15 protein-coding genes are annotated in these 19927 nt (G+C 38.7%); 11 read left to right on the top strand and 4 right to left on the bottom strand.

Going from position 1 to position 19927, the window contains the following annotated elements; all coding sequences use genetic code 11:
* The first annotated feature begins 75 nt into the window (after positions 1-75).
* Positions 76-1171 (top strand): peptide chain release factor 2 gene (gene prfB, locus OO007_RS18480; protein ID WP_325809923.1). Its coding sequence is split into 2 segments (ribosomal slippage): positions 76-147 and positions 149-1171, totalling 1095 coding nucleotides; the frame shifts between segments, so codons are not numbered across the junction.
* A gap of 60 nt (positions 1172-1231) precedes the next feature.
* Positions 1232-2740 (top strand): lysine--tRNA ligase, encoded by a 1509-nt coding sequence (lysS, locus tag OO007_RS18475; RefSeq protein ID WP_325809922.1) that lies wholly within the window; start codon positions 1232-1234, stop codon positions 2738-2740.
* Positions 2741-2953: 213 nt separating this feature from the next.
* Here lysS and OO007_RS18470 read toward each other — a convergent pair whose 3' ends face one another.
* Complete coding sequence (locus OO007_RS18470) at positions 2954-3781, bottom strand: universal stress protein (protein WP_165874700.1); 828 nt, start codon at positions 3779-3781, stop codon at positions 2954-2956.
* A gap of 329 nt (positions 3782-4110) precedes the next feature.
* On the opposite strand from OO007_RS18470, the gene OO007_RS18465 reads away from it, so the two are divergent.
* From OO007_RS18465 to OO007_RS18455, 3 genes are all read left to right on the top strand, one after another.
* Positions 4111-4494 carry a hypothetical protein gene (locus OO007_RS18465; protein WP_325809921.1) on the top strand — a complete coding sequence of 128 codons (384 nt, stop codon included), beginning with the start codon at positions 4111-4113 and terminating at the stop codon, positions 4492-4494.
* Between the two features lie 123 nt (positions 4495-4617).
* Positions 4618-5595 (top strand): ABC transporter ATP-binding protein, encoded by a 978-nt coding sequence (locus OO007_RS18460; protein ID WP_325809920.1) that lies wholly within the window; start codon positions 4618-4620, stop codon positions 5593-5595.
* Positions 5585-6352, top strand: coding sequence for an ABC transporter permease (locus tag OO007_RS18455; protein ID WP_243651595.1), 768 nt, complete (start codon positions 5585-5587; stop codon positions 6350-6352). Before OO007_RS18460 ends, OO007_RS18455 begins: the two co-directional genes overlap by 11 nt.
* 34 nt (positions 6353-6386) lie before the next feature.
* On the opposite strand, the gene OO007_RS18450 is transcribed toward OO007_RS18455, so the two are convergent.
* Entirely contained in the window at positions 6387-8348 is a 1962-nt protein-coding gene (locus OO007_RS18450) for a putative bifunctional diguanylate cyclase/phosphodiesterase (protein ID WP_325809919.1), read from the bottom strand.
* 493 nt (positions 8349-8841) lie between these two features.
* A complete protein-coding gene (locus OO007_RS18445; protein ID WP_325809918.1) occupies positions 8842-10302 on the bottom strand; it encodes an NAD-dependent succinate-semialdehyde dehydrogenase in 1461 nt (486 codons plus the stop codon).
* A 208-nt stretch (positions 10303-10510) separates the two neighbouring features.
* On the opposite strand from OO007_RS18445, the gene OO007_RS18440 reads away from it, so the two are divergent.
* The 5 genes from OO007_RS18440 to OO007_RS18420 all read left to right on the top strand — a co-directional run bounded on the left by OO007_RS18440 (position 10511) and on the right by OO007_RS18420 (position 15577).
* A complete protein-coding gene (locus OO007_RS18440; RefSeq protein WP_165874698.1) occupies positions 10511-11437 on the top strand; it encodes a LysR family transcriptional regulator in 927 nt (308 codons plus the stop codon).
* Positions 11438-11542: 105 nt separating this feature from the next.
* Positions 11543-12310, top strand: coding sequence for a peptidoglycan editing factor PgeF (pgeF, locus tag OO007_RS18435; protein ID WP_325809917.1), 768 nt, complete (start codon positions 11543-11545; stop codon positions 12308-12310).
* Positions 12311-12700: 390 nt separating this feature from the next.
* Positions 12701-13699 (top strand): N-acetyltransferase DgcN, encoded by a 999-nt coding sequence (gene dgcN, locus OO007_RS18430; protein WP_325809916.1) that lies wholly within the window; start codon positions 12701-12703, stop codon positions 13697-13699.
* Positions 13699-14679, top strand: coding sequence for an N-acetyl-D-Glu racemase DgcA (dgcA, locus tag OO007_RS18425; RefSeq protein WP_325809915.1), 981 nt, complete (start codon positions 13699-13701; stop codon positions 14677-14679). Before dgcN ends, dgcA begins: the two co-directional genes overlap by 1 nt.
* Before the next feature lie 46 nt (positions 14680-14725).
* Positions 14726-15577 (top strand): D-amino-acid transaminase, encoded by an 852-nt coding sequence (locus OO007_RS18420; RefSeq protein WP_325809914.1) that lies wholly within the window; start codon positions 14726-14728, stop codon positions 15575-15577.
* 74 nt (positions 15578-15651) lie between these two features.
* Here the strand turns inward: OO007_RS18420 and OO007_RS18415 are convergent, their stop codons facing one another.
* Complete coding sequence (locus OO007_RS18415; RefSeq protein ID WP_131906226.1) at positions 15652-16182, bottom strand: DsrE family protein; 531 nt, start codon at positions 16180-16182, stop codon at positions 15652-15654.
* Positions 16183-16538: 356 nt separating this feature from the next.
* On the opposite strand from OO007_RS18415, the gene OO007_RS18410 reads away from it, so the two are divergent.
* Positions 16539-19901 (top strand): hypothetical protein, encoded by a 3363-nt coding sequence (locus OO007_RS18410; RefSeq protein WP_325809913.1) that lies wholly within the window; start codon positions 16539-16541, stop codon positions 19899-19901.
* Positions 19902-19927: the final 26 nt, after the last annotated feature.

The following is a 19927-nucleotide window of genomic DNA, read 5'->3' as shown; positions in this document are numbered from 1 at the left end:
TTTGACTCGTTTAAGGGCTTATTTTCTCCAGTTAATCACTGTATCATTGCCATTTTTTAGCATAAATGAATTTCTATGGAACTCAATCCTCTCTACACGCAGATAAAAGATTTACAGCAACGCATTGAAGCGTTGAGGGGGTACCTTTGACTACGAAACCAAGAAAGAACTATTAGAAGAAACGTCCCGCGAGCTAGAAGACCCTGAAGTCTGGAATGATCCGGAAAAAGCCCGCAAGCTAGGTAAAGATAAATCAACCTACGAGAATGTTGTACTCGTCATTGATGAGTTAACAGTGCAACTGGATGATGCCAATGATTTACTCGAAATGGCTGAAATGGAAGACGACGCAGAAACCGTAGAAGCAGTCACTCAAGACCTTGATGCTGCAACTAAGGGTGTAGAACGTTTGGAATTTCGCAGGATGTTCTCCGGTGAAATGGATCCGAACAATGCCTTCCTCGATATTCAATCAGGTTCTGGTGGTACAGAGGCCCAAGACTGGGCTGAAATGGTACTGCGCATGTATCTGCGTTGGGGTGAAGCAAAAGGTTTCAAAGTCGAATTGATGGAAGCATCTCCGGGTGATGTTGCGGGTATCAAGTCTGCCACTATTCGCTTTGAAGGCGAATATGCTTTTGGTTGGTTGCGTACTGAAATTGGTGTACATCGCCTGGTGCGTAAGTCGCCATTCGACTCCGGCGGACGTCGTCATACATCATTCTGTGCGGTATTTGTTTCTCCTGAAATTGACGACGATATCGAAATTGAAATCGATCCATCTGATGTTCGTGTTGATGTTTATCGTGCCTCAGGCGCGGGTGGACAACACGTAAATAAAACAGAATCTGCGGTACGTTTGACGCATTTGCCGACAAATACCGTCGTGCAATGTCAAAATGGTCGTTCGCAGCATCAGAACAAAGCAACAGCAATGAAGCAATTAAAAGCGAAATTGTATGAGCAGGAAATGCAAGCACGTAACGCAGAAAATCAGGAATTAGAAGATAACAAATCAGATATTGGCTGGGGCAGCCAGATACGTTCTTATGTATTAGATGCTTCACGAATCAAAGATCTACGAACCGGTGTGGAAACGGGTAATACTCAAGCCGTACTTGATGGTTCACTCGATCAATTTATCACTGCCAGCTTAAAATCTGGTCTTTAAATTAACCATTATACGAAAATAGCAGCAGTAAACTGCAGAAGTAAATAACAGAGAAGTCACATGAGCGAAGAGCAAAAAACAGCAGCCCCAGAACAAGATGAAAACCAGTTAGTCGCATTGCGTCGTGAAAAACTGGGCCAGATGCGTGAAGCTGGAGTAGCATTTCCGAATGCATTCCAACGTGATCATTATGCGCAGAATCTTCAGGATGAATATGGGGATAAAGAGAAACCGTGGTTCGATGAGAACGAAGTGCGTGTATCTGTAGCTGGTCGTATCATGCTAAAGCGTGTGATGGGTAAGGCGAGCTTTATCACGATTTCAGATATGTCTGGTCGTATTCAGGTGTATGCGCAAATTAAATTATTGGGTGATGACTTATACGAATCGTTCAAAGGTTGGGATAGCGGAGATATCGTCGGCGTTGAAGGTCTATTATTTATGACCCAAAAAGGTGAGTTAACGGTTAAGGCAGATAAGCTGCAATTACTAACTAAATCTTTACGTCCACTACCAGAAAAATTCCATGGTTTAAGCGATCAGGAACAACGTTACCGTCAACGCTATCTTGACTTAATCATGAGCGAAGAAACGCGTGATACCTTTAAAATTCGTTCTAAAGTGATTAGCTATATTCGTAACTACTTCGAATCAAATGATTTCATGGAAGTAGAAACACCGATGCTACAAGTGATCCCGGGTGGTGCTACGGCAAGACCTTTTGAGACTCACCATAATGCCTTAGATATTGATATGTACATGCGTATTGCGCCAGAGCTGTACCTGAAGCGTTTGGTTGTGGGTGGTTTTGAGCGTGTATTTGAGATTAACCGTAACTTCCGTAACGAAGGGTTATCAACGCGTCATAATCCTGAATTCACTATGATCGAATTCTATCAGGCTTATGCGACGTTCCATGATTTGATGGATATTACCGAAGAATTATTACGTGGTTTAGCCGAGCATATTCTGGGCAAAACTGAAGTAACCTATCAAGGTGAAACGTTCGACTTCGGCAAGACCTTTGATCGCATCTCGGTAAAAGATTCAATCCTCAAATACAACCCTGATTTAACCGAAGCGGATATTAGTACAGAATCTGGCGCGCAAAAAATCGCTAAAGACTTAGGCCTTCATGTTGAAGACTATTGGGGTCTGGGAAAGATTCAAATGGAAATCTTTGACGAGACCGTAGAGAAGAAGCTTCTCAATCCTACCTTCATTACTGAATACCCTGCTGAAGTGTCACCTTTGGCGCGTCGTAATGATGACAACGATTTTATTACGGATCGTTTTGAATTATTTATTGGTGGGCGTGAAATTGGTAACGGCTTTTCAGAGCTTAATGATGCTGAAGATCAGGCAGAGAGATTCCAGAAGCAAGTTGCTGAGAAAGATGCGGGTGATAATGAAGCGATGCATTACGATGCTGACTATATTCGCGCTTTGGAATACGGCATGCCGCCAACAGCTGGTGAAGGAATTGGTATAGATCGTTTGGTTATGTTATTGACTGACTCGCCATCGATTCGTGATGTTATCTTGTTCCCGCACATGCGTCCGGAATAAGAACATAGAGCATTATGCTTTCAACTCTGCGTGCTCAGCACGTTGAGTTGAAACGCATTTAAATATTTTAAATTACTTTAAGTGGCTATTGCAGTGGCTACTTATATAAACTCACAAAAATATGCCTCAAAGTAGGGGGGTGGCTTTCTATTTTAAAGAAAAGCCACCCCTCTAATCCCCCTCTACTTATAAGCATTTTTTCTAATCGGCTGATTAGTGCGACATCACTAATGGTGTAATCATCGTTTTCAGCATTGTTTCTGTCACACCACCAAATACCTTTTGTTTAAGCCCGGGGGTTCCGTAGCCACCCATCACTAACATATCGATACTGTGATCAGCGATTTCATTGAGCAAGACTGTCGCTACATCAAAGGTGCCTGCATTGATTCGGTTTACCGTTGCATTAACGTCATGTCTTTTTAGGTGTGCAACTAGATCATCGGCGAGCAATTCACCTTTGGCTGTTTTGCTGTTGCCTTCTCTAACAACGGTGATGATGACTTTATCAATAACTTTTAATAACGGTAATGCATCGTGAACTGCACGAGTAGCTGCAGGTGTTCCGTCCCATGCGATCATCGCGTTTTTACAAGGGATACGATGCGCGCCAATATAAGGCATGAAAAAAACGGGTCGGCCGCAGAGCACGACTATTTTGCTGGCAATTTTTTCTACTAACTCAAAGTTCTTATTTTCAGGGTTGGCTTGTCTAAAGATAACAAGATCAAAGTTTCGTGCGAATTGAGAGAGCCTTAAGCGAGCTTCTTTTTTATCACCAGTAATGATTTTACTTGCGTATTCAAGACCTGTTTTAGCTGCTAATGCATTGAATTCTTCGATTCTTTTTTCAGCTTCTTGCATGCGGATTGTGCGTTGCATTTTTTTATCTGATGCGCGCATGTGGTATGGTTTTAAGGCAGATAACGTAACTGCAGTTAAACGGGCATTCTGTGATTCTGCGATTGAAAAAGCGGTAGTAATACGTTCTGCATTAGATTTACCATCATCAAGGTAAACAAGAATATCTTTATATTGCATATTATTTTTCCATTTATATTTTCCCAAAGATTCTATCATTTTCTTTTATAAAATAATGAAATATGTAAATTTCAGACCGTATCATCCACTTTAATTTGATATCAATCATTAAACGATAGGCTTGTAACCCGTTTCATTTAGGCTATTTTACTAACCTTCCATTTGTCGGATAGATTTCCCTCAGAATCAATAAATGCATAAAATAGCTGGTATAAAAATAAATATATTGGTTTGTCGATTTAATCTGTGATGTTCAGTTTATGCAGACTAGGCAGACAAACTAAGTAATAAAGTACATAAATAAATCAACAAAAAAAACGGGAAATATTATGTTTAAGACTTTCACTCTAACAAGAAAAGAAGAAGAACAACTTTCTGAAACAGAAGGAAAAATGACATTTCATTTGACCGATGAAAGCGGTTTTCAAAGAAAAGTATCGGGTTTTACACAGTTAGATGAAAACTTGAATGCAGTAAGTATTTCAACACCGAGAAAGAGAGAGCATCCGTTAATTCAATGTTTGTTTATTACCAATGTCGATGAAACGATAAATATCGAATTCACTCAATACAACGATGTGTTTGAGCGAAATGATCAGGATACAGCTGAGAAAAGTATCGAAGAATTAGCACGTGAAATGCAGAATAAGCCAGTACGTTTGGGGCCTTTATTAAAATCCATTGAAATAAAGAGCACTGAATCAATACATTAAATCAGCACCACAATTAAACATAAAAAAAGCGCTCAAAAGAGCGCTTTTTTTATGTTCGTAAAATACGTTTAATAGAAACATAAGTTAATTGAAGCCAGTTAACAAAGCACGTACTATCGCGACATGAATCCTATAGTATCGATACAGAATCTTTCAAAAGTTTATCAAGGCGGTCATCAGGCGCTTAAAGAAATTAACCTGGAGATCAAAGAGGGTGAAATACTTGCTTTGCTGGGTCCTAACGGGGCGGGTAAAACAACGTTGATTTCAACAATTTGTGGAATTGTTTCTCCCAGCAGTGGAACGGTTACTGTCAATAATCACGACATCATTAAAAATTATCGTGAATCCAGAGAACTGATTGGTTTGGTTCCTCAAGAATTAACCTTGGGAGCGTTTGAAACTGTCTGGAATACGATCAATTTTAGTCGTGGCTTGTTTGGTAAAAAGAAAGACGATGCTTATCTCGAAGAATTATTGAGAGAACTCACCCTTTGGGATAAGAAGGACAATGAGCTAAGAACGTTGTCTGGCGGTATGAAAAGACGAGTTCTGATTGCCAAAGCGTTATCGCACCAGCCTAAAATTCTGTTCCTTGATGAACCAACAGCCGGGGTAGATGTAGAGCTGCGTAAAGATATGTGGAATATTGTTCGTCGCTTAAAAGAGTCTGGTGTAACGATTATTCTGACTACACATTACATCGAAGAGGCAGAGGAAATAGCCGATCGTATAGGTGTGATCAATAACGGTGAATTGTTGTTGATCGAAGACAAAAAAGAATTGATGCAAAAGCTGGGGCAAAAACAGTTAATTGTTGAGATAAAAGAGCCTATAGAGACGTTACCAACACAACTTTCAAAATATAGTGTTAGCTTGTCTGAGGACGGTTCTAAAATAACCTATACCTACGATACAAGAGGTGATGGTACTGGCATTACATCATTACTTCAGGCCATTAATGAGTCCGGTCTGAGTTTGAAAGATATGCAGACCACGCAAAGTTCATTAGAGGATATTTTTGTGAATTTAGTCCACGATGATGGTGGTGATCAAAATCAGCATAAAAACTCAAAAGTGGAGAAGCCTCATGCGCATTAATTTCCAAGCGATTAAAGTTATCTATAAATATGAAATGCTGCGTGCCTGGAAAACCTTATTTCAAAGTTTGGCGTCTCCTGTGATTTCAACCGCGCTTTATTTCGTAGTGTTTGGTTCTGCGATAGGCTCTAGAATAGATACCATAGAAGGTGTTTCATACGGCCTGTTTATAGTGCCTGGTTTAACCATGCTGTCTTTATTAACCCAGAGCATAGCAAATGCCTCATTCGGTATTTTCTTCCCTAAATTTACCGGTAGTATTTATGAAGTACTGTCGGCGCCTGTTTCCTTTTTTGAAATAATGGTGGGTTATGTCGGTGCAGCGGCGAGTAAATCATTTGTGCTAGGGGTAGTGATTTTAATCACAGCGAGTTTCTTTGTGGATTTAAAAATTGCTCATCCTGTCTGGATGGCTACATTTTTAATTTTGACGTGTATTTCGTTTAGTTTATTCGGCTTTATTATTGGTTTATGGGCGAATAACTTCGAAAAGCTGCAAATCATTCCGTTGCTAATTATTACGCCTTTAGTATTTCTCGGTGGGAGTTTTTATTCCGTCAGCATGTTGCCACCATTCTGGCAAACAGTGACTTTATTCAACCCTGTATTGTATTTGGTGAGCGGTTTCCGTTGGAGCTTTTTTGAAGTGTCAGATGTTAATGTCGGTCTCAGTCTGGGGATGATTGTATTCTTTCTGGTTGCCTGTCTAGCCGTAATTAGCTGGATGTTTAAAACGGGTTATCGTTTAAAAGAATAATCTTAAGCACGCATAATGACTTATCTAATAGCCATTATGCTGCTAGTTGTAAGTAAGATATTTTATTTCCGGGTAATGGTCGGTGATAATAAAACCCCTGGGCGATATCGCAGGAATACTTTTTCAAAAATGCGAATTGCTCATAGGTTTCTACGCCCTCTGCAACCACATCCAGATTCAGTGAGTGACCTAGTGTGATAATAGCTTTCACTAGGGCATGATCTGCCTTATCGTCAGGTAAACCCACAATGAATTCCTTATCTATTTTTAACGTCGTAATAGGAAGCTTCTTCAGATAACTCAATGATGAATAGCCCGTTCCAAAGTCATCAATAGAAATCTTTACGCCTTTCTCTCTCATTTGTTCAAGATCTTTGATCGTATCTTTCGACACTTCATGGATGGTTCTTTCCGTTAATTCGATACCAAACAAATTAGGGTTTAGATTGTAGTGGTTAACGTTCTCAATAAATCGTTTTAGCAACTTGGAAAATATAATCTTATTGCCTGATAAGTTAATATTGATGCGCATGTTTATATTCTTCGATTGTTGCCATATGCTTTGTTGCTTGCAGGCTTCATCAATTACAAACAGATTGAGTTTTTCGATTAGATTTGTTTTCTCGGCTAACGGAATAAACTCATCAGCCGCGATGCTCTCACCTTTATGGTTTTTCCAACGTAACAAGGCTTCACATTCTGTTGTATCACCGCTTTTGATGTTTAATAGCGGTTGGTACTGTAGGCATAACTGGTTGTCCTTATTGCCATTTTTAAGCACAGAATGTAAGGCATGGCACATCGCATGCTCTTTTTCCAGGCGGTCGCTGGTTTGCTTGGAGAAAAACTGAAAACAATTTCTACCTAATTGTTTCGCCGAATACATCGCGATATCTGCATTGGTCAGTAATGTTTTTGCATCATTACCATCCTGAGGGTAAAGACTTGCGCCGATACTTGCAGACATGAAAATCTCATTTTCATTGATGGTAATAGCGGTGTCTAATTCATTGGATAGTTTAGTCACCAGATCAATCGCTTCCTGTTCACTCCTGATGCTGCGCAATAGTAAGACGAACTCATCTCCACCAAATCGCGATAAAACATCCTGTGGCTTGATGAACCAGTTTATTTTATTGGCAAATTCCTTGAGTATTTCGTCGCCAACCTCATGTCCATAGTTGTCATTGATACTCTTGAAGTAATCAATATCAAAGAAGATGACAGCAAATGGTCTAACAGGATTATTAGTAATATGATGAGTAATATTACTGATCAGATTCGAACGGTTTGGTAATTCTGTAAGAATATCCGTAGAGGCAAGATAAGCGAGTTTTTTATCTTGTTCTTTTTGTTTTCTCAGTATGAATCTGGTTAAAAAGATACTAATTATGATACTGGTAATATCAAAAATGATGACATTGGTAAGTACTTGATGATTGTTGTTTTTAGATTCCAGATTCGCTTCGGTTTCAATATCGTATTGAAAATCTGCCATGTCTTTAAATAGATCAAGCACTGCTTTTTGTCGTGGTAAAATTTGTTGAATGATGAGATCAGATGCAGGGATTTTCTTCTTATCTAGCAATAGGCTGTAGATTTCATTCAACAATGGTTCGTATATCAGAGATAGTTTGCGCTGTTGTTCTAGCATCTCTTTTAATGTGCTGTTCATTTCCTGCATCATTAAAATTTCACGTGCTGCATTAAACTTTGTTGTTTGAGCATTCAAATCAAAAAATAATTCATCAAGCAGGAATGAGTCATTAGTCTCTACCATGCTGACTAAAATAGTCGATCTTGATGTCTCGGCATGAGACATGTTTCTCAGTTGTTTATTGTTAATTGAATGTTGTTGAATAGAGCTAAGCATGGTGTCTGCTCTTTGTTTTATTTGCGACACAGCAACCAATGACGTCAAGATCATCAAGCTGATGATCATTGCAAAGCCTAAAGGTAAAATACCTTTGAATCTTTTGGATAAGAGTTTATGCATCAATGTTATGTTTATTGTTAGAATTTTGTCATATGAAGATGTATAAATAGTAACACACAATAATTGCATGCAAAATAAATTAATGATGTACGGTATACCGTGCTCTACACAATAAATGACGTGTATTTACTATAAAAATATTTAATAGAAATATGGTGTAATAAATATAGATTTTTGAGGTAAATCTGGGTGTATGATTTTTTTAGTTATACTAAGAAAACAATTTAAAATAGCCAATAAAAAAAAGCCCTCAAAGTAGGGGGGTGCCTAATATCTAATCTCAATGCAAAAGTTTACTGAAATGAATGGATTGTTTGTCATTCGTAGTACGTAAACGTAAAAAAGGTTGCCATTGTGGCAACCTTTTCTATTATCGATCTATATCAATACAGATCGATTTAATCCTTTTTGTTTTTATTCGCTCAGCTTTTTTCGAATGTTAAGGGGCTGATTAATCTATCAATCTAATAAAAACGTATTCTTACAAAAAGGATTATGATGATACGCCAGCCATACAGATGTATTTGGTTTCGAGGTATTCATCAAGTCCAAATTTAGAACCTTCACGGCCCAAGCCAGACTCTTTAACACCACCGAATGGAGCCACTTCTGTTGAAATCAGACCAGAGTTCACTCCAACCATGCCATATTCTAAGGCTTCAGATACTCGCCAAGAACGTCCGATATCGCGTGAGAAAAAGTAAGCTGCCAATCCAAATTCAGTATCATTAGCCATTTGAATCGCTTCTGCTTCTGTTTTAAAGCTAAACAGTGGAGCAACAGGTCCGAATGTTTCTTCGTAGGTGACTTTCATATCAGTGGTCACATTGGCAAGCAGAGTGGGCTCAAAGAAGGTCTTGCCTAATTCGTGGCGTTTGCCACCCACAAGTACTTTAGCGCCTTTTTCTACAGCATCACTAATGTGGTCTTCGACTTTTTCTACCGCTGCCATATTGATTAATGGACCTTGATTAACGCCTTCTTCAAAGCCATCTCCAACTTTAAGTTCACCAACTTTAGCCGCTAGTTTTGCAGCAAATTCATCGTAAACACTTTCATGAACGATGGTGCGATTCGTGCAGACACAGGTCTGTCCACTGTTACGATATTTAGAAACCATCAAACCTTCTACAGCGGCCTCTAAGTCTGCATCTTCAAAAACAATAAATGGGGCATTACCACCCAGCTCTAAAGACATTTTCTTCAGAGTACTTGAACATTGTTTCATCAGTATTTTTCCAACTGCTGTAGAGCCGGTAAACGTTACTTTTCTTACGATAGGATTAGTCGTCATTTCCTCGCCAACATCTTTACCTTGAGAGGCTGTCACGACACTAAAAATACCTGCTGGTATTCCTGCACGTTCAGCTAATTCTGCTAGTGCAAGCGCAGAAAAAGGTGTGGCTTCGGCGGGTTTTACTACCATCGGACAACCGGCACCAAATGCAGGCGCGGCTTTACGGGTGATCATTGCATTTGGGAAGTTCCAGGGCGTAATAGCCGCACAAACACCAATAGGTTCTTTAGTTACAACAATGCGCTGGTCGGTGTTTTTTGAAGGGATAGTATCACCGTAAACACGTTTACATTCTTCTGCGAACCATTTGATGAATGATGCGCCATAAGCGACTTCACCGGTTGATTCTGCAATTGATTTGCCTTGTTCCAAGGTCATTAAAGCAGCCAAATCAGCCTGGTTTTCCATAATGAGATTAAACCAGGTTTCTAAAATAGCAGATCTTTCTGCGGCAGTTTTAGCTCGCCATGCTGGCCATGCTTCATTAGCGGCTTCAATCGCACGTTTAGTTTCTGCAGCTCCTAAGTCAGGAACAGTGCCGATTACTTCATTGGTGGCAGGATTTGTTACTTCAAAAGTTTTACCGTCATCAGCATCAATCCAGTTTCCGTTTACATAGGCTTGTTGGCGAAATAAGCTGTTATCGTTTAATTTCATAGTGATCTCGTGGTTGGGTTTATGCTTAAGTGAATGGTTGTTTTTATGTATAAAGTTTAACTGTATTTATCCATAAAAAGGCGCAATAAATTACTAAACAATAAGCGTAGTATTGCTATTAATATTAGTCAAACGAATGTTTTTTAAACATATAATTAAAAATATTTACTATAATGGTATTTTAATTCATTGTTTACAGCAGGAATCCATGGAAATTCGTCAACTTAAAACATTAGTTAATATTCTAGATTTTGGTGGATTTGCAGCCGCTGGTGATGCCCTGGGACTTACTCAATCAGCAATCAGTCTTCAAATAAAAGCCTTGGAAGCGGAGTTTGGAGAAGTCTTATTTGATCGTAGTAAAAGACCTCCTTTACCTACGGCAAAAGCAATTGCCCTGGCGCAAAAATCCCGAGAAATATTACGTCTCTGTAATGATTTGGGAGAAATGAGTAAAGAGCAACTATCAGGGTCTCTTCAGTTAGGCGCTCATGCATCGGTTCAAAGAACACTGGTTCCAGTCGCTTTAAAGCAATTATTATCAGAACATCCTAATTTATTTGTGAGTGTCACAACGGGCTTATCCGATGAATTATCCCGGAGCGTTTATCGCGGCGTATTAGATGCAGCCATCGTCAGTGAACCGACAAAATTACCGACTGGTATGAGTTGGAATCCGTTTGCTTCAGAAGAGTTAGTGGTGATAGCGCAAAAGAAAGCGAAGGGAAAAACCGCTATAGAAGTATTAGAGAATAATCCCTACATACGTTTCAAACGAACAAGTTGGTTGGGTGAACTAATCAATACCGAGATCAAAGATTTAGGCATTAAAGTTAAAACGGCAGTTGAAACGGATCATATTGGTTCGATCTGGGAAATGGTTTCTTGTGGTTTAGGTGTAGCCATTGTTCCATCTAATATTGTGGAACATGAAATTAAAGGTGCAGTCGGTGGCAAGAAAAAAATCACCAATAGTCTTTCGATCCAGAGCCCGCACGAAAATCTTAGGCCACGTAATATTCGAACATTTACATTAGGCACCAATCCAATGCGGTTAACGACAGGTTTAATAGAGCGAACAGCTGATCCCAAGGCGCATTTGATTGCTGCATTATATGGCGCATTACAGGACTAAGTAAGAGATTACGTTGGCTAGAAACGAAAGTAGACATCGGCATTCGTATAACTAAAATAGTAACAATAAAGAAGATTGTTAAACCAAAAATCAAGGTTGAGTTTGATGGAAGTAAAGTATAAACAAAGCAGCGAATTGTCCGCTATTCCCCGAGTTAAACACGGCTTTTTCACTAAAAGTGGGGGGGTGTCATCGGGTATTTATGATTCACTTAATTGTGGCCCTGCATCTGCTGATTCTCTGGATAATGTCATAGAAAACCGTTGGCGAGCGATAGCAGCACTTGGATTGCAAGAGTCTCAACTATTTGGGCTTAATCAGATACACAGTACCAAAGTGTATACCATCGATAAGAAAAGCTCAGATGACTACCATCCGGGTGATGGGCTTGTAACCAGAGAAAAAGGCATGGCACTGAGTGTCTTGGGTGCCGATTGTGCCCCCGTATTGTTTGCCGATAAATCAGCGGGTGTTATCGGTGCAGCGCATTCAGGTTGGAAAGGCTCAGTTTCTGGAATCATCGAAAGTATGGTTGAAAGTATGTGTGCTATCGGCGCAAACAGAGAAAATATTCACGCCTGCATCGGACCTACTATCCATCAGAAATCTTATGAAGTTCGTGACGACTTTCTTCTGCAACTTCAATCACTCAGTGGCTTTGCTACAGATCAGTTTATCAAAGAAGAGCAGGATAAATTTTACTTTGATTTACCTTCATATTTGTTAGAACAATGCAAACGTAGCCAAATACAGGGTGAAAATTTAGGCTTAGATACTTACGAGTTAGAAGACGAGTTTTTTAGTTTTCGTCGAAATACGCATCAAGGTTTAAAAGAATATGGTCGACAAATTTCGCTCATTTGTTTGACTTGAGGCGTTATCGCTTACATCCATTGCTTAAATAAATAGATGGTTTTTCAGTCTCTGAATAACCATTTAATTCACAAGCGCATCGTTTACATGACAAGGATTAGTCAGTTTTCATCATAGCTATGATCTCTTAAGAAATATGCCGATGAGATTAATGTTCACTAAAATATTCTGTTTTTGATTAGTCTGGCGAAATTATATTCTGATTAGGGCGTTTAATTGACTGTAAAACACAAGATGATTCTGCAAATATTTTACTAATATTTGGAGAGATAAAACGATAACTTCAATCAAGCCTCTTCTTGGGCACCATGTGCCTCAAAATACCAATGTGTATTTAGTTGTCGAGATACGTAGTTAATACACTTAAACGATTATAATGAGATTCAAACTATGCATATACAAACCCCTTACTTATTATTTCTTGGTGATGCTGCAGACCCACTTGCTGCCAAAGTAGCTCAAGGCATTTGTGACTGGCGCCCTGAAAATGCCATAGGGCAATTCAGAATGGAAGGCTGTAATGCTGACCTTGGTTTGACCGATATGAGTATTGATGATGCCATAGAAGCAGGTGTTAAAACTCTGGTCATTGGTGTTGCTAATCGTGGTGGTGTTATTTCTGACTTATGGATTGAAGTGTTACGCGAAGCCTTATCAAAAGGTTTGGATGTTGCCGCTGGCTTGCACAATAAGCTTAATGACATTCCAGTGTTAGTCAGTGATGCAGAAAAGTATGGTCGTACATTATTCGATGTTCGTCATCCAACGGCAACCTATCCTGTAGCAGTTGGGGTTAAACGAACCGGTAAAAGACTATTGCCTGTAGGAACAGATTGTTCTTGTGGAAAAATGTATACCGCATTGGCGATAGAAAAAGAATTACGAGCTCAAGGCGCTAAAGCAGACTTTAGAGCAACAGGTCAGACTGGTATTTTAATTACTGGAGAAGGTGTATCTATCGATGCGGTTATTGCTGATTTTATAGCGGGTGCTGTTGAAACATTGGCACCAGAGAATGATGCAGACCATTGGGATGTTATCGAAGGGCAGGGATCATTATTCCATGCGTCTTATTCTGGTGTAACGATGGGACTGATTCATGGTTCTCAACCAGATGCGTTGGTCTTATGTCATGAGCCCACACGCACTCATATGCGCGGCCTTCCGACTTTCGGCTTACCAGAATTAGATGAATGCATGGATGCGTGTTTACGCGCGGCAAAACTGACCAATAAAGACGCCAGGTTTGTGGGTATCTCAGTGAACACATCTAAATTATCTGATGAAGAAGCCACAGAGTATCTGGCTAAAATTGAAAAAGAGCATGGTTTGGTTGCGGTTGACCCTGTACGTCACGGAGTTTCACGTATTGTTGAGCAGTTAGTGTAATGATTTCTCTATCTGCTAGATCTGAGTCCTTTCCTATCGAAGGCAGTTTTACTATCTCCCGAGGCAGTAAAACAAAAGTGGATGTGGTTGTCGTTGAGTTAAGCGATGGCAAGCATACGGGTCGTGGAGAGTGCGTACCTTATGCACGCTATGGCGAGTCGATTGATTCTGTTATCGAACTCATTATGTCATTAGAAGATGAACTAAAGAATGGTTTAGACAGAGCTGCACTGCAAAGCAAATTAGCCTCAGGCGCAGCAAGAAATGCGCTGGATTGTGCTTTTTGGGATTTGGAAGCGAAGCAGAAAAATACGCGTGCCTGGAATATTGCAGGTATCGCGGATATGCAAAACCTGACAACGGCCTACACTTTATCACTAGAAACACCTGAGAAAATGCGGGAATCAGCAGCGAAGAATGCTGATCGACCCTTGTTGAAGCTCAAACTTGGTGGCGAAGGAGATATTCAGCGTGTTCAGGCAGTTCGTCTTGGTGCGCCTAATTCTCGTTTAATCGTCGATGCAAATGAAGGTTGGACAGCAGAAACCTATCAGGAGCTTGTGCCTAAGCTGCATGAAATGGGTGTTGAAATGATCGAACAACCATTCCCTGCGGGTGATGATGAGATTCTGAAAACACTGGATAGACCGATTGCTCTGTGTGCTGATGAGTCCTGTCATGATAGAGAGTCGTTAAAAGATATTATCGGCAAATACGACATGATCAATATCAAGCTTGATAAAACCGGTGGTTTAACAGAAGCATTTGCCTTGAAAGAGGAAGCTGAAGCAAACGGTTTAACTATCATGGTCGGTTGTATGTTGGCGACTTCTCTTGCGATGGCGCCTGCGATTTTAGTAGCACAAAATACCGCTATTGTAGATCTCGATGGACCGTTGCTTTTAGCAAAAGATAGAGAAAATCCATTACGCTTTGATAAGAGCGAATTATATCCACCAGTGCCTGAGCTCTGGGGTTAGAGAATACATACTGGTCTCTCATGGCTAGTTAATTAGGAAGAATAAAATGAGTAGAATTGTTTATGTAAACGGTGAATTCCTGCCTGAAGAAGACGCTAAAATTTCAGTATTTGACAGGGGATTTCTATTTGCCGATGCCGTATACGAAGTATCTTCGGTATTAAATGGCAAGCTAATTGATAATGAAGGTCACATGGGGCGTTTAAAGCGCTCATTGGATGAATTGGAAATGCAGCACCCAGCATCTGCCGAAGAGATCGAAACCATTCAAAAAACATTGATTGAAAAAAATGGCATTGAAGAAGGTTTGGTTTATTTGCAAGTTACTCGCGGTGCAGCAGATCGCGACTTTACCTATCCAGCCAATACAAAACCCTCTTTAGTGATGTTTACCCAGAAGAAGAATTTACTGGAGAGCCCGCAGGCTAAAGTGGGTATAACCGTTATTACTTCGCCCGATATACGTTGGCAGCGTCGTGATATTAAAACCGTTTCATTACTAGCCGCGAGCATGGCAAAAATGCAGGCTAAAGCAGCAGGTGCTGATGATGCATGGCTAGTAGAAGATGGCTTTGTAACCGAAGGCAGTTCAAGCAATGCGTATATTGTGACACAAGAAGGAACGGTTGTTACGCGTCATTTAGGCAATGAAATTCTTGCTGGTATTACACGTAAAGCAGCACTAAGACTGGCAGAAGAAGAAGGCATAAAAATCGAGGAAAGATCATTCACAGTAGATGAAGCCTTGGCTGCTGCTGAAGCATTCGTGACCTCAGCAACGACTTTTGTAACGCCTGTAGTATCAATCGATGAACAGAAAATCGGTGATGGTACACCAGGGCCGATTGCACAGAAGTTGCGTGGAATCTATATGGAAGAAGCACTCAAAGCTTCTTAATAGCCAGATTAGAAATTTATCTGATCAGAAAAAAGCCACTTTTAAACAAGTGGCTTTTTTATTGGGTGTTGCAGTTATTCAACTACCACCAAGGTATATCCCAGTTCCTGGTATTGTCTGATTTGCGTTGGGCCTTGTGGAGTAGGGGTAATGTACTCTGGAAAATCCTCTGGTGTAACGCCGCGCCAACTAGCGTGGGTTTCGCAAATATAAACAGGCACATCTGCCGCTACCAATCGTTGAACCAGTGTATGTGATTTCTTTGATTTACTGGCTTTGTTTTTGGTCAATTTAAATTGTTCTGCGCCATGTGAAACAACCGCAATATCAAGCTCAGGAAACTTGGCTTGAAGCTGTTTTTTGTAGTCCTCAATTTTTTCTAATGCATTCGGAAGATAGTCATTATTTTCACTTCCAATCAATTCAAAGACTATGCCGTCTGGTGATTTTGTATGGCTGAGTATTTCAGCAATTTGCAAGCTATCCTGAGTAACACTCGTTGTCTTATCATTGTTAGCAAAAACATTCGTAGATGCGATAAAAAGTGCGCTTAACAATGAGAACGTAAATAAGAAAATAACTTTAAGTTTATGAGTTTTTAGCATTATACCTTCCTGAGTTTTTCTGAAATTTATCAGAATATACTTGAATAAAGAAACCGTTAGATTATTACTTTATGAGTTTTTAGTAGATAACAATCAACAATAGCATTGAAGTCTGTACGCATGAATGAGTGTTTTAGATGTTTTTTCTCTAATTTGTTATAAGCCATTGTGATTTTTTAGTATCCAGTAAAATTAATACACCCCCCCCACTTATAGGGGGTTTTTAGATATTTTTAGTTAATTGAGGTATTTCAATAAGTTAACTGAATTAAGAGTTACTATTTATTTAATAAAGAGATAGAGTAAAACGTACATGTAATCTATCAAATTTTATAAGTTGATTGTAAAGGTACTAAATGACCCACGAAGACAAAAAGTTAGATTTTATAGAAAATATTTCAACAGATACAAATTACTTTTTCACCAATCAAAAAGAGAGTTTATACAAGGTGCTTCTTGTTACTAAGCCACAGAAATATAGGTCACAGAAACAGGAATCACATAAACAAAACAAAGAAAGTTATACAGTAACGTTGATACCCAATGTGCCTTTCCAGGTATCACCTCTGAACTTCGAAAAAATCACTCCCATTAATTTAATAAAATCAGCTTCTAAAGAGCAGCTTTATAATGAGCTAGATAAGTTTGTTGAAACTGCCTTTTCAACCGGGTACTCGGAGATTTTCTTAGGGACTGATGAGTATTACTATGAAGAAGATCAATATATATCAGAGATAACCGCAGGTGTTCCTTATGTAGATTATTACCCCGATAGTGCAAAAGCAATTTATACGGTTGAAACAGGAAAAAACCAGTCCTTGCGTTATGAAGTTTATGAAACAGCGATTAAGGTCAGTAAAGATCAGATAAAAAATAATACTTTTATCTATGAAGACTTTTATACCTTGTGGTATCCCAATCAAGAAACCTCAGAACAAGCAATAAGCTCTGTGTTAGAGGTAAAAGAAACTAAATCATATACTTTTGAATCGTTTGCCAGCGAAGTCAAAAAAATTGATGAGCATGAAGAGATTAGACCCAATCCAGAAGGCATTATCTTTGAACATTTAGTCAAAACAGAATCATACCTCTCTCAAGACATTTCAGAGCTTAAGCTTCCGATACCTCAAAGTGAATTTAAACCGTTTGATGAAACGGATATTGAAGAAGGGCGGCTATATTTCTGGATTAAAAAGAGCGCGGAATCAATTTCAAAATCAAAAATTAATTACTTCGTATTACAGAATCGTAAAATAAACGGTTACATTGTTGGTTCTTGCAAACTTGGTGGGTTTAGAAGTCATTATCGGGACAACAGTGTGATGACATATTCTATGTCTGATGAATTTCAACATTTAAGAAATAGAGTGAGCAAAGGCTTTGTAGAAATATCTCAAGATGAAATCATTGAAATTTTGACAGCAAAAAAAACAAGCGAAATTTATGCTCAGTCTATCGATAATACGGTTTATATTGACCAGCATATTTATGATTTATATGAAAATATGGTGCAACATTGGGCAGAAGGTCCAGATAAAGAAGACTTTACTTATCACACACTTTTCTTTGAGTCGAAAGAAAAACGAGACAGCTGGTTTAAGGAAGAACTAGCAAAACAGAAAAGCTATGATCTTGATGTTAGCAATAAAAAAAATCGTTCTGCGCTTTTACAGCATTATAAATCTGTAGATGCATTAAATAAAAAATATAAAGAACAAAAATGTGAAAAAGAAGCGATGTTAAAACAGCACCCAGGTTTAAAACAAAAATTCAACGATAACAACTACAAAGCATTTATGAAGTATTCACCCTTAAAAGTGATAGAGGGTGATTTAATTGTTGATGAATCTTTGCGCTTAAACGCCGACGAAACATCGCTATTTATTACGGGTGATTTAATCGTCAGTGGAACTTTGATGGCAGAAACTGAAACGTTTTTTCAAAGCAATACTTTTCTAATTGTTGCTGGAAATGTACGTGTAGATAATTATGTTCAAAATAAAGGTTTTGCACTCATACTGTTCGCACAGGATTTTCTGGTTAAGAATTTTACCTATTTACCGGCTGCTTCGAGATCATGGTTTATAGAGGTAGCAGGTAATCTGCAGACTGATGTACTGATTCATGCAAAAGATCATAGTGTAAAGGTCCTGGATGAAAAAATTATATTTAATCATGAATACAGTACAACGAATAAAAGTGTATTCGTTGACGGTGTTTTAAATGAAAAAAATAGGGTTAATGAAGATTCTCTTTTTAATCTATTGAAGCAGGACAAAAGTCTTCTAATAGATAACCTCAATCAAGATCAGATTGATGATGACTTACTCTTAACTGCCTTTAAGGGATATTTACGAAGCTGGCATTCACTTTACTATAACTTTGCGGGTTTTGAATTGCAGGAACTTGAGTTCGGAGAACACTTTGGTCATTACATTGAGAGTGATCAGATAGTCGAAGACAAACGTCATGGCACTGGAATGTATCTTATGAGCCATGATGACTATTCATTGGAGTTAGTAAAAGCGGATAAACCCTTAAAGGAAGATCATGTATCTTCTAAAGACCTTGCCTATCGTTTCTTCTGGATAATGTGGACTTTTTCAAACTGGAAGCACAGAAGTGATGGTCCCATGGATTATTGGAAAAACGTTGAAGCCATTGATACCCGCTATAACAATGGTAAACCGTATTTCAAAGACGATCCGCATTTAGCCTTGTATTGGATTATGCATTTTGGGTTGCTCGAAGATGCGCGGTTTGAAGAGATACAATCATTGATGAAGGATAGTGATCATCCCTTAATCAAGGGTGCGCTGCTATTCTTTGCTGAACTCCAAAAAACAAAATCCTATCCAATTAAAATTGATAATAAGAACAACACGACACTGTTTAATCAAAGAATAATCCATCATAAAGAACAGATAAAAAAAGCGATGTTGCCAGAAGATGATCACGTCGAATATACGATGTCACAATTTGAAAAGCAGCCGGATAGAGTGCTTGAGTTCATCAATGATCTTCACAAAAACAAGGAATGGGATAAGGTAAATGACTATCTAAATAATCACCCTTATCAGCCTGGATTCTCATTTCTTCGTATATTAACGACAAAAGAAAATGATAAAAGTAAGTGGCAGTCACTTTTTGTGAAAGAAGCTGAAATGAATAAAAATACTTGGAAGAAGAGTTATTTACTGGTGCCCATGTTCGATATGTTTTACGAATACTTAGGGTATGAAGACTTAAATACAGCAATTTCAATTGTATTAGAAAGAGCGTCAAATATTAGTAATGAAAAAATATACGTAAAAATGGCACAACGTTTACAACAGATGCCGAAGCCTGAGAATTCTGAAACAACTTTCGAAGATCGTCTTGAAGGCTATACAAAGGATAATTTTGATTTTCAGACGTTTATAAATAAAAGCAGTGATATTGAAGCAGTCGATAAAATACTGTTTATACGAGCGTGTATTGCAAAAGACTTATTTAGCGAAGAATTTAAACAAACTACCGTGACACCATATTTATTAGTTTGGTATATGGCGGATAAAGATTTTTACGACATTGATCAAGGGCAAAAACAGATACAGATTGAAGAAGTTATTATGCATTACAATCTGAGTGAAGCTGACTTTCATGAAAAATATAAAACGTTAGCTGAGAATGAAAGACTTTCATTCTTTTTAGCGATTAAACAATATTTTAAAGCATAAGTTATATTATAAAATTGAAGTCGCTT

The organism is Cocleimonas sp. KMM 6892 (assembly GCF_035798195.1).
Taxonomy (GTDB): Bacteria; Pseudomonadota; Gammaproteobacteria; order Thiotrichales; family Thiotrichaceae; genus Cocleimonas; species Cocleimonas flava.
Note: the sequence above shows the minus strand (reverse complement) of the source record. Positions and strands in the feature narration are given on the sequence as shown.

Excerpts from the sequence above, each read along its gene's own strand:
- lysS (WP_325809922.1), top strand. The coding sequence starts at position 1,232 with ATGAGCGAAGAGCAAAAAACAGCAGCCCCAGAACAAGATGAAAACCAG.
- OO007_RS18470 (WP_165874700.1), bottom strand. The coding sequence starts at position 3,781 with ATGCAATATAAAGATATTCTTGTTTACCTTGATGATGGTAAATCTAAT.
- OO007_RS18465 (WP_325809921.1), top strand. The coding sequence starts at position 4,111 with ATGTTTAAGACTTTCACTCTAACAAGAAAAGAAGAAGAACAACTTTCT.
- OO007_RS18460 (WP_325809920.1), top strand. The coding sequence starts at position 4,618 with ATGAATCCTATAGTATCGATACAGAATCTTTCAAAAGTTTATCAAGGC.
- OO007_RS18455 (WP_243651595.1), top strand. The coding sequence starts at position 5,585 with ATGCGCATTAATTTCCAAGCGATTAAAGTTATCTATAAATATGAAATG.
- OO007_RS18450 (WP_325809919.1), bottom strand. The coding sequence starts at position 8,348 with ATGCATAAACTCTTATCCAAAAGATTCAAAGGTATTTTACCTTTAGGC.
- OO007_RS18445 (WP_325809918.1), bottom strand. The coding sequence starts at position 10,302 with ATGAAATTAAACGATAACAGCTTATTTCGCCAACAAGCCTATGTAAAC.
- OO007_RS18440 (WP_165874698.1), top strand. The coding sequence starts at position 10,511 with ATGGAAATTCGTCAACTTAAAACATTAGTTAATATTCTAGATTTTGGT.
- pgeF (WP_325809917.1), top strand. The coding sequence starts at position 11,543 with ATGGAAGTAAAGTATAAACAAAGCAGCGAATTGTCCGCTATTCCCCGA.
- dgcN (WP_325809916.1), top strand. The coding sequence starts at position 12,701 with ATGCATATACAAACCCCTTACTTATTATTTCTTGGTGATGCTGCAGAC.
- dgcA (WP_325809915.1), top strand. The coding sequence starts at position 13,699 with ATGATTTCTCTATCTGCTAGATCTGAGTCCTTTCCTATCGAAGGCAGT.
- OO007_RS18420 (WP_325809914.1), top strand. The coding sequence starts at position 14,726 with ATGAGTAGAATTGTTTATGTAAACGGTGAATTCCTGCCTGAAGAAGAC.
- OO007_RS18415 (WP_131906226.1), bottom strand. The coding sequence starts at position 16,182 with ATGCTAAAAACTCATAAACTTAAAGTTATTTTCTTATTTACGTTCTCA.
- OO007_RS18410 (WP_325809913.1), top strand. The coding sequence starts at position 16,539 with ATGACCCACGAAGACAAAAAGTTAGATTTTATAGAAAATATTTCAACA.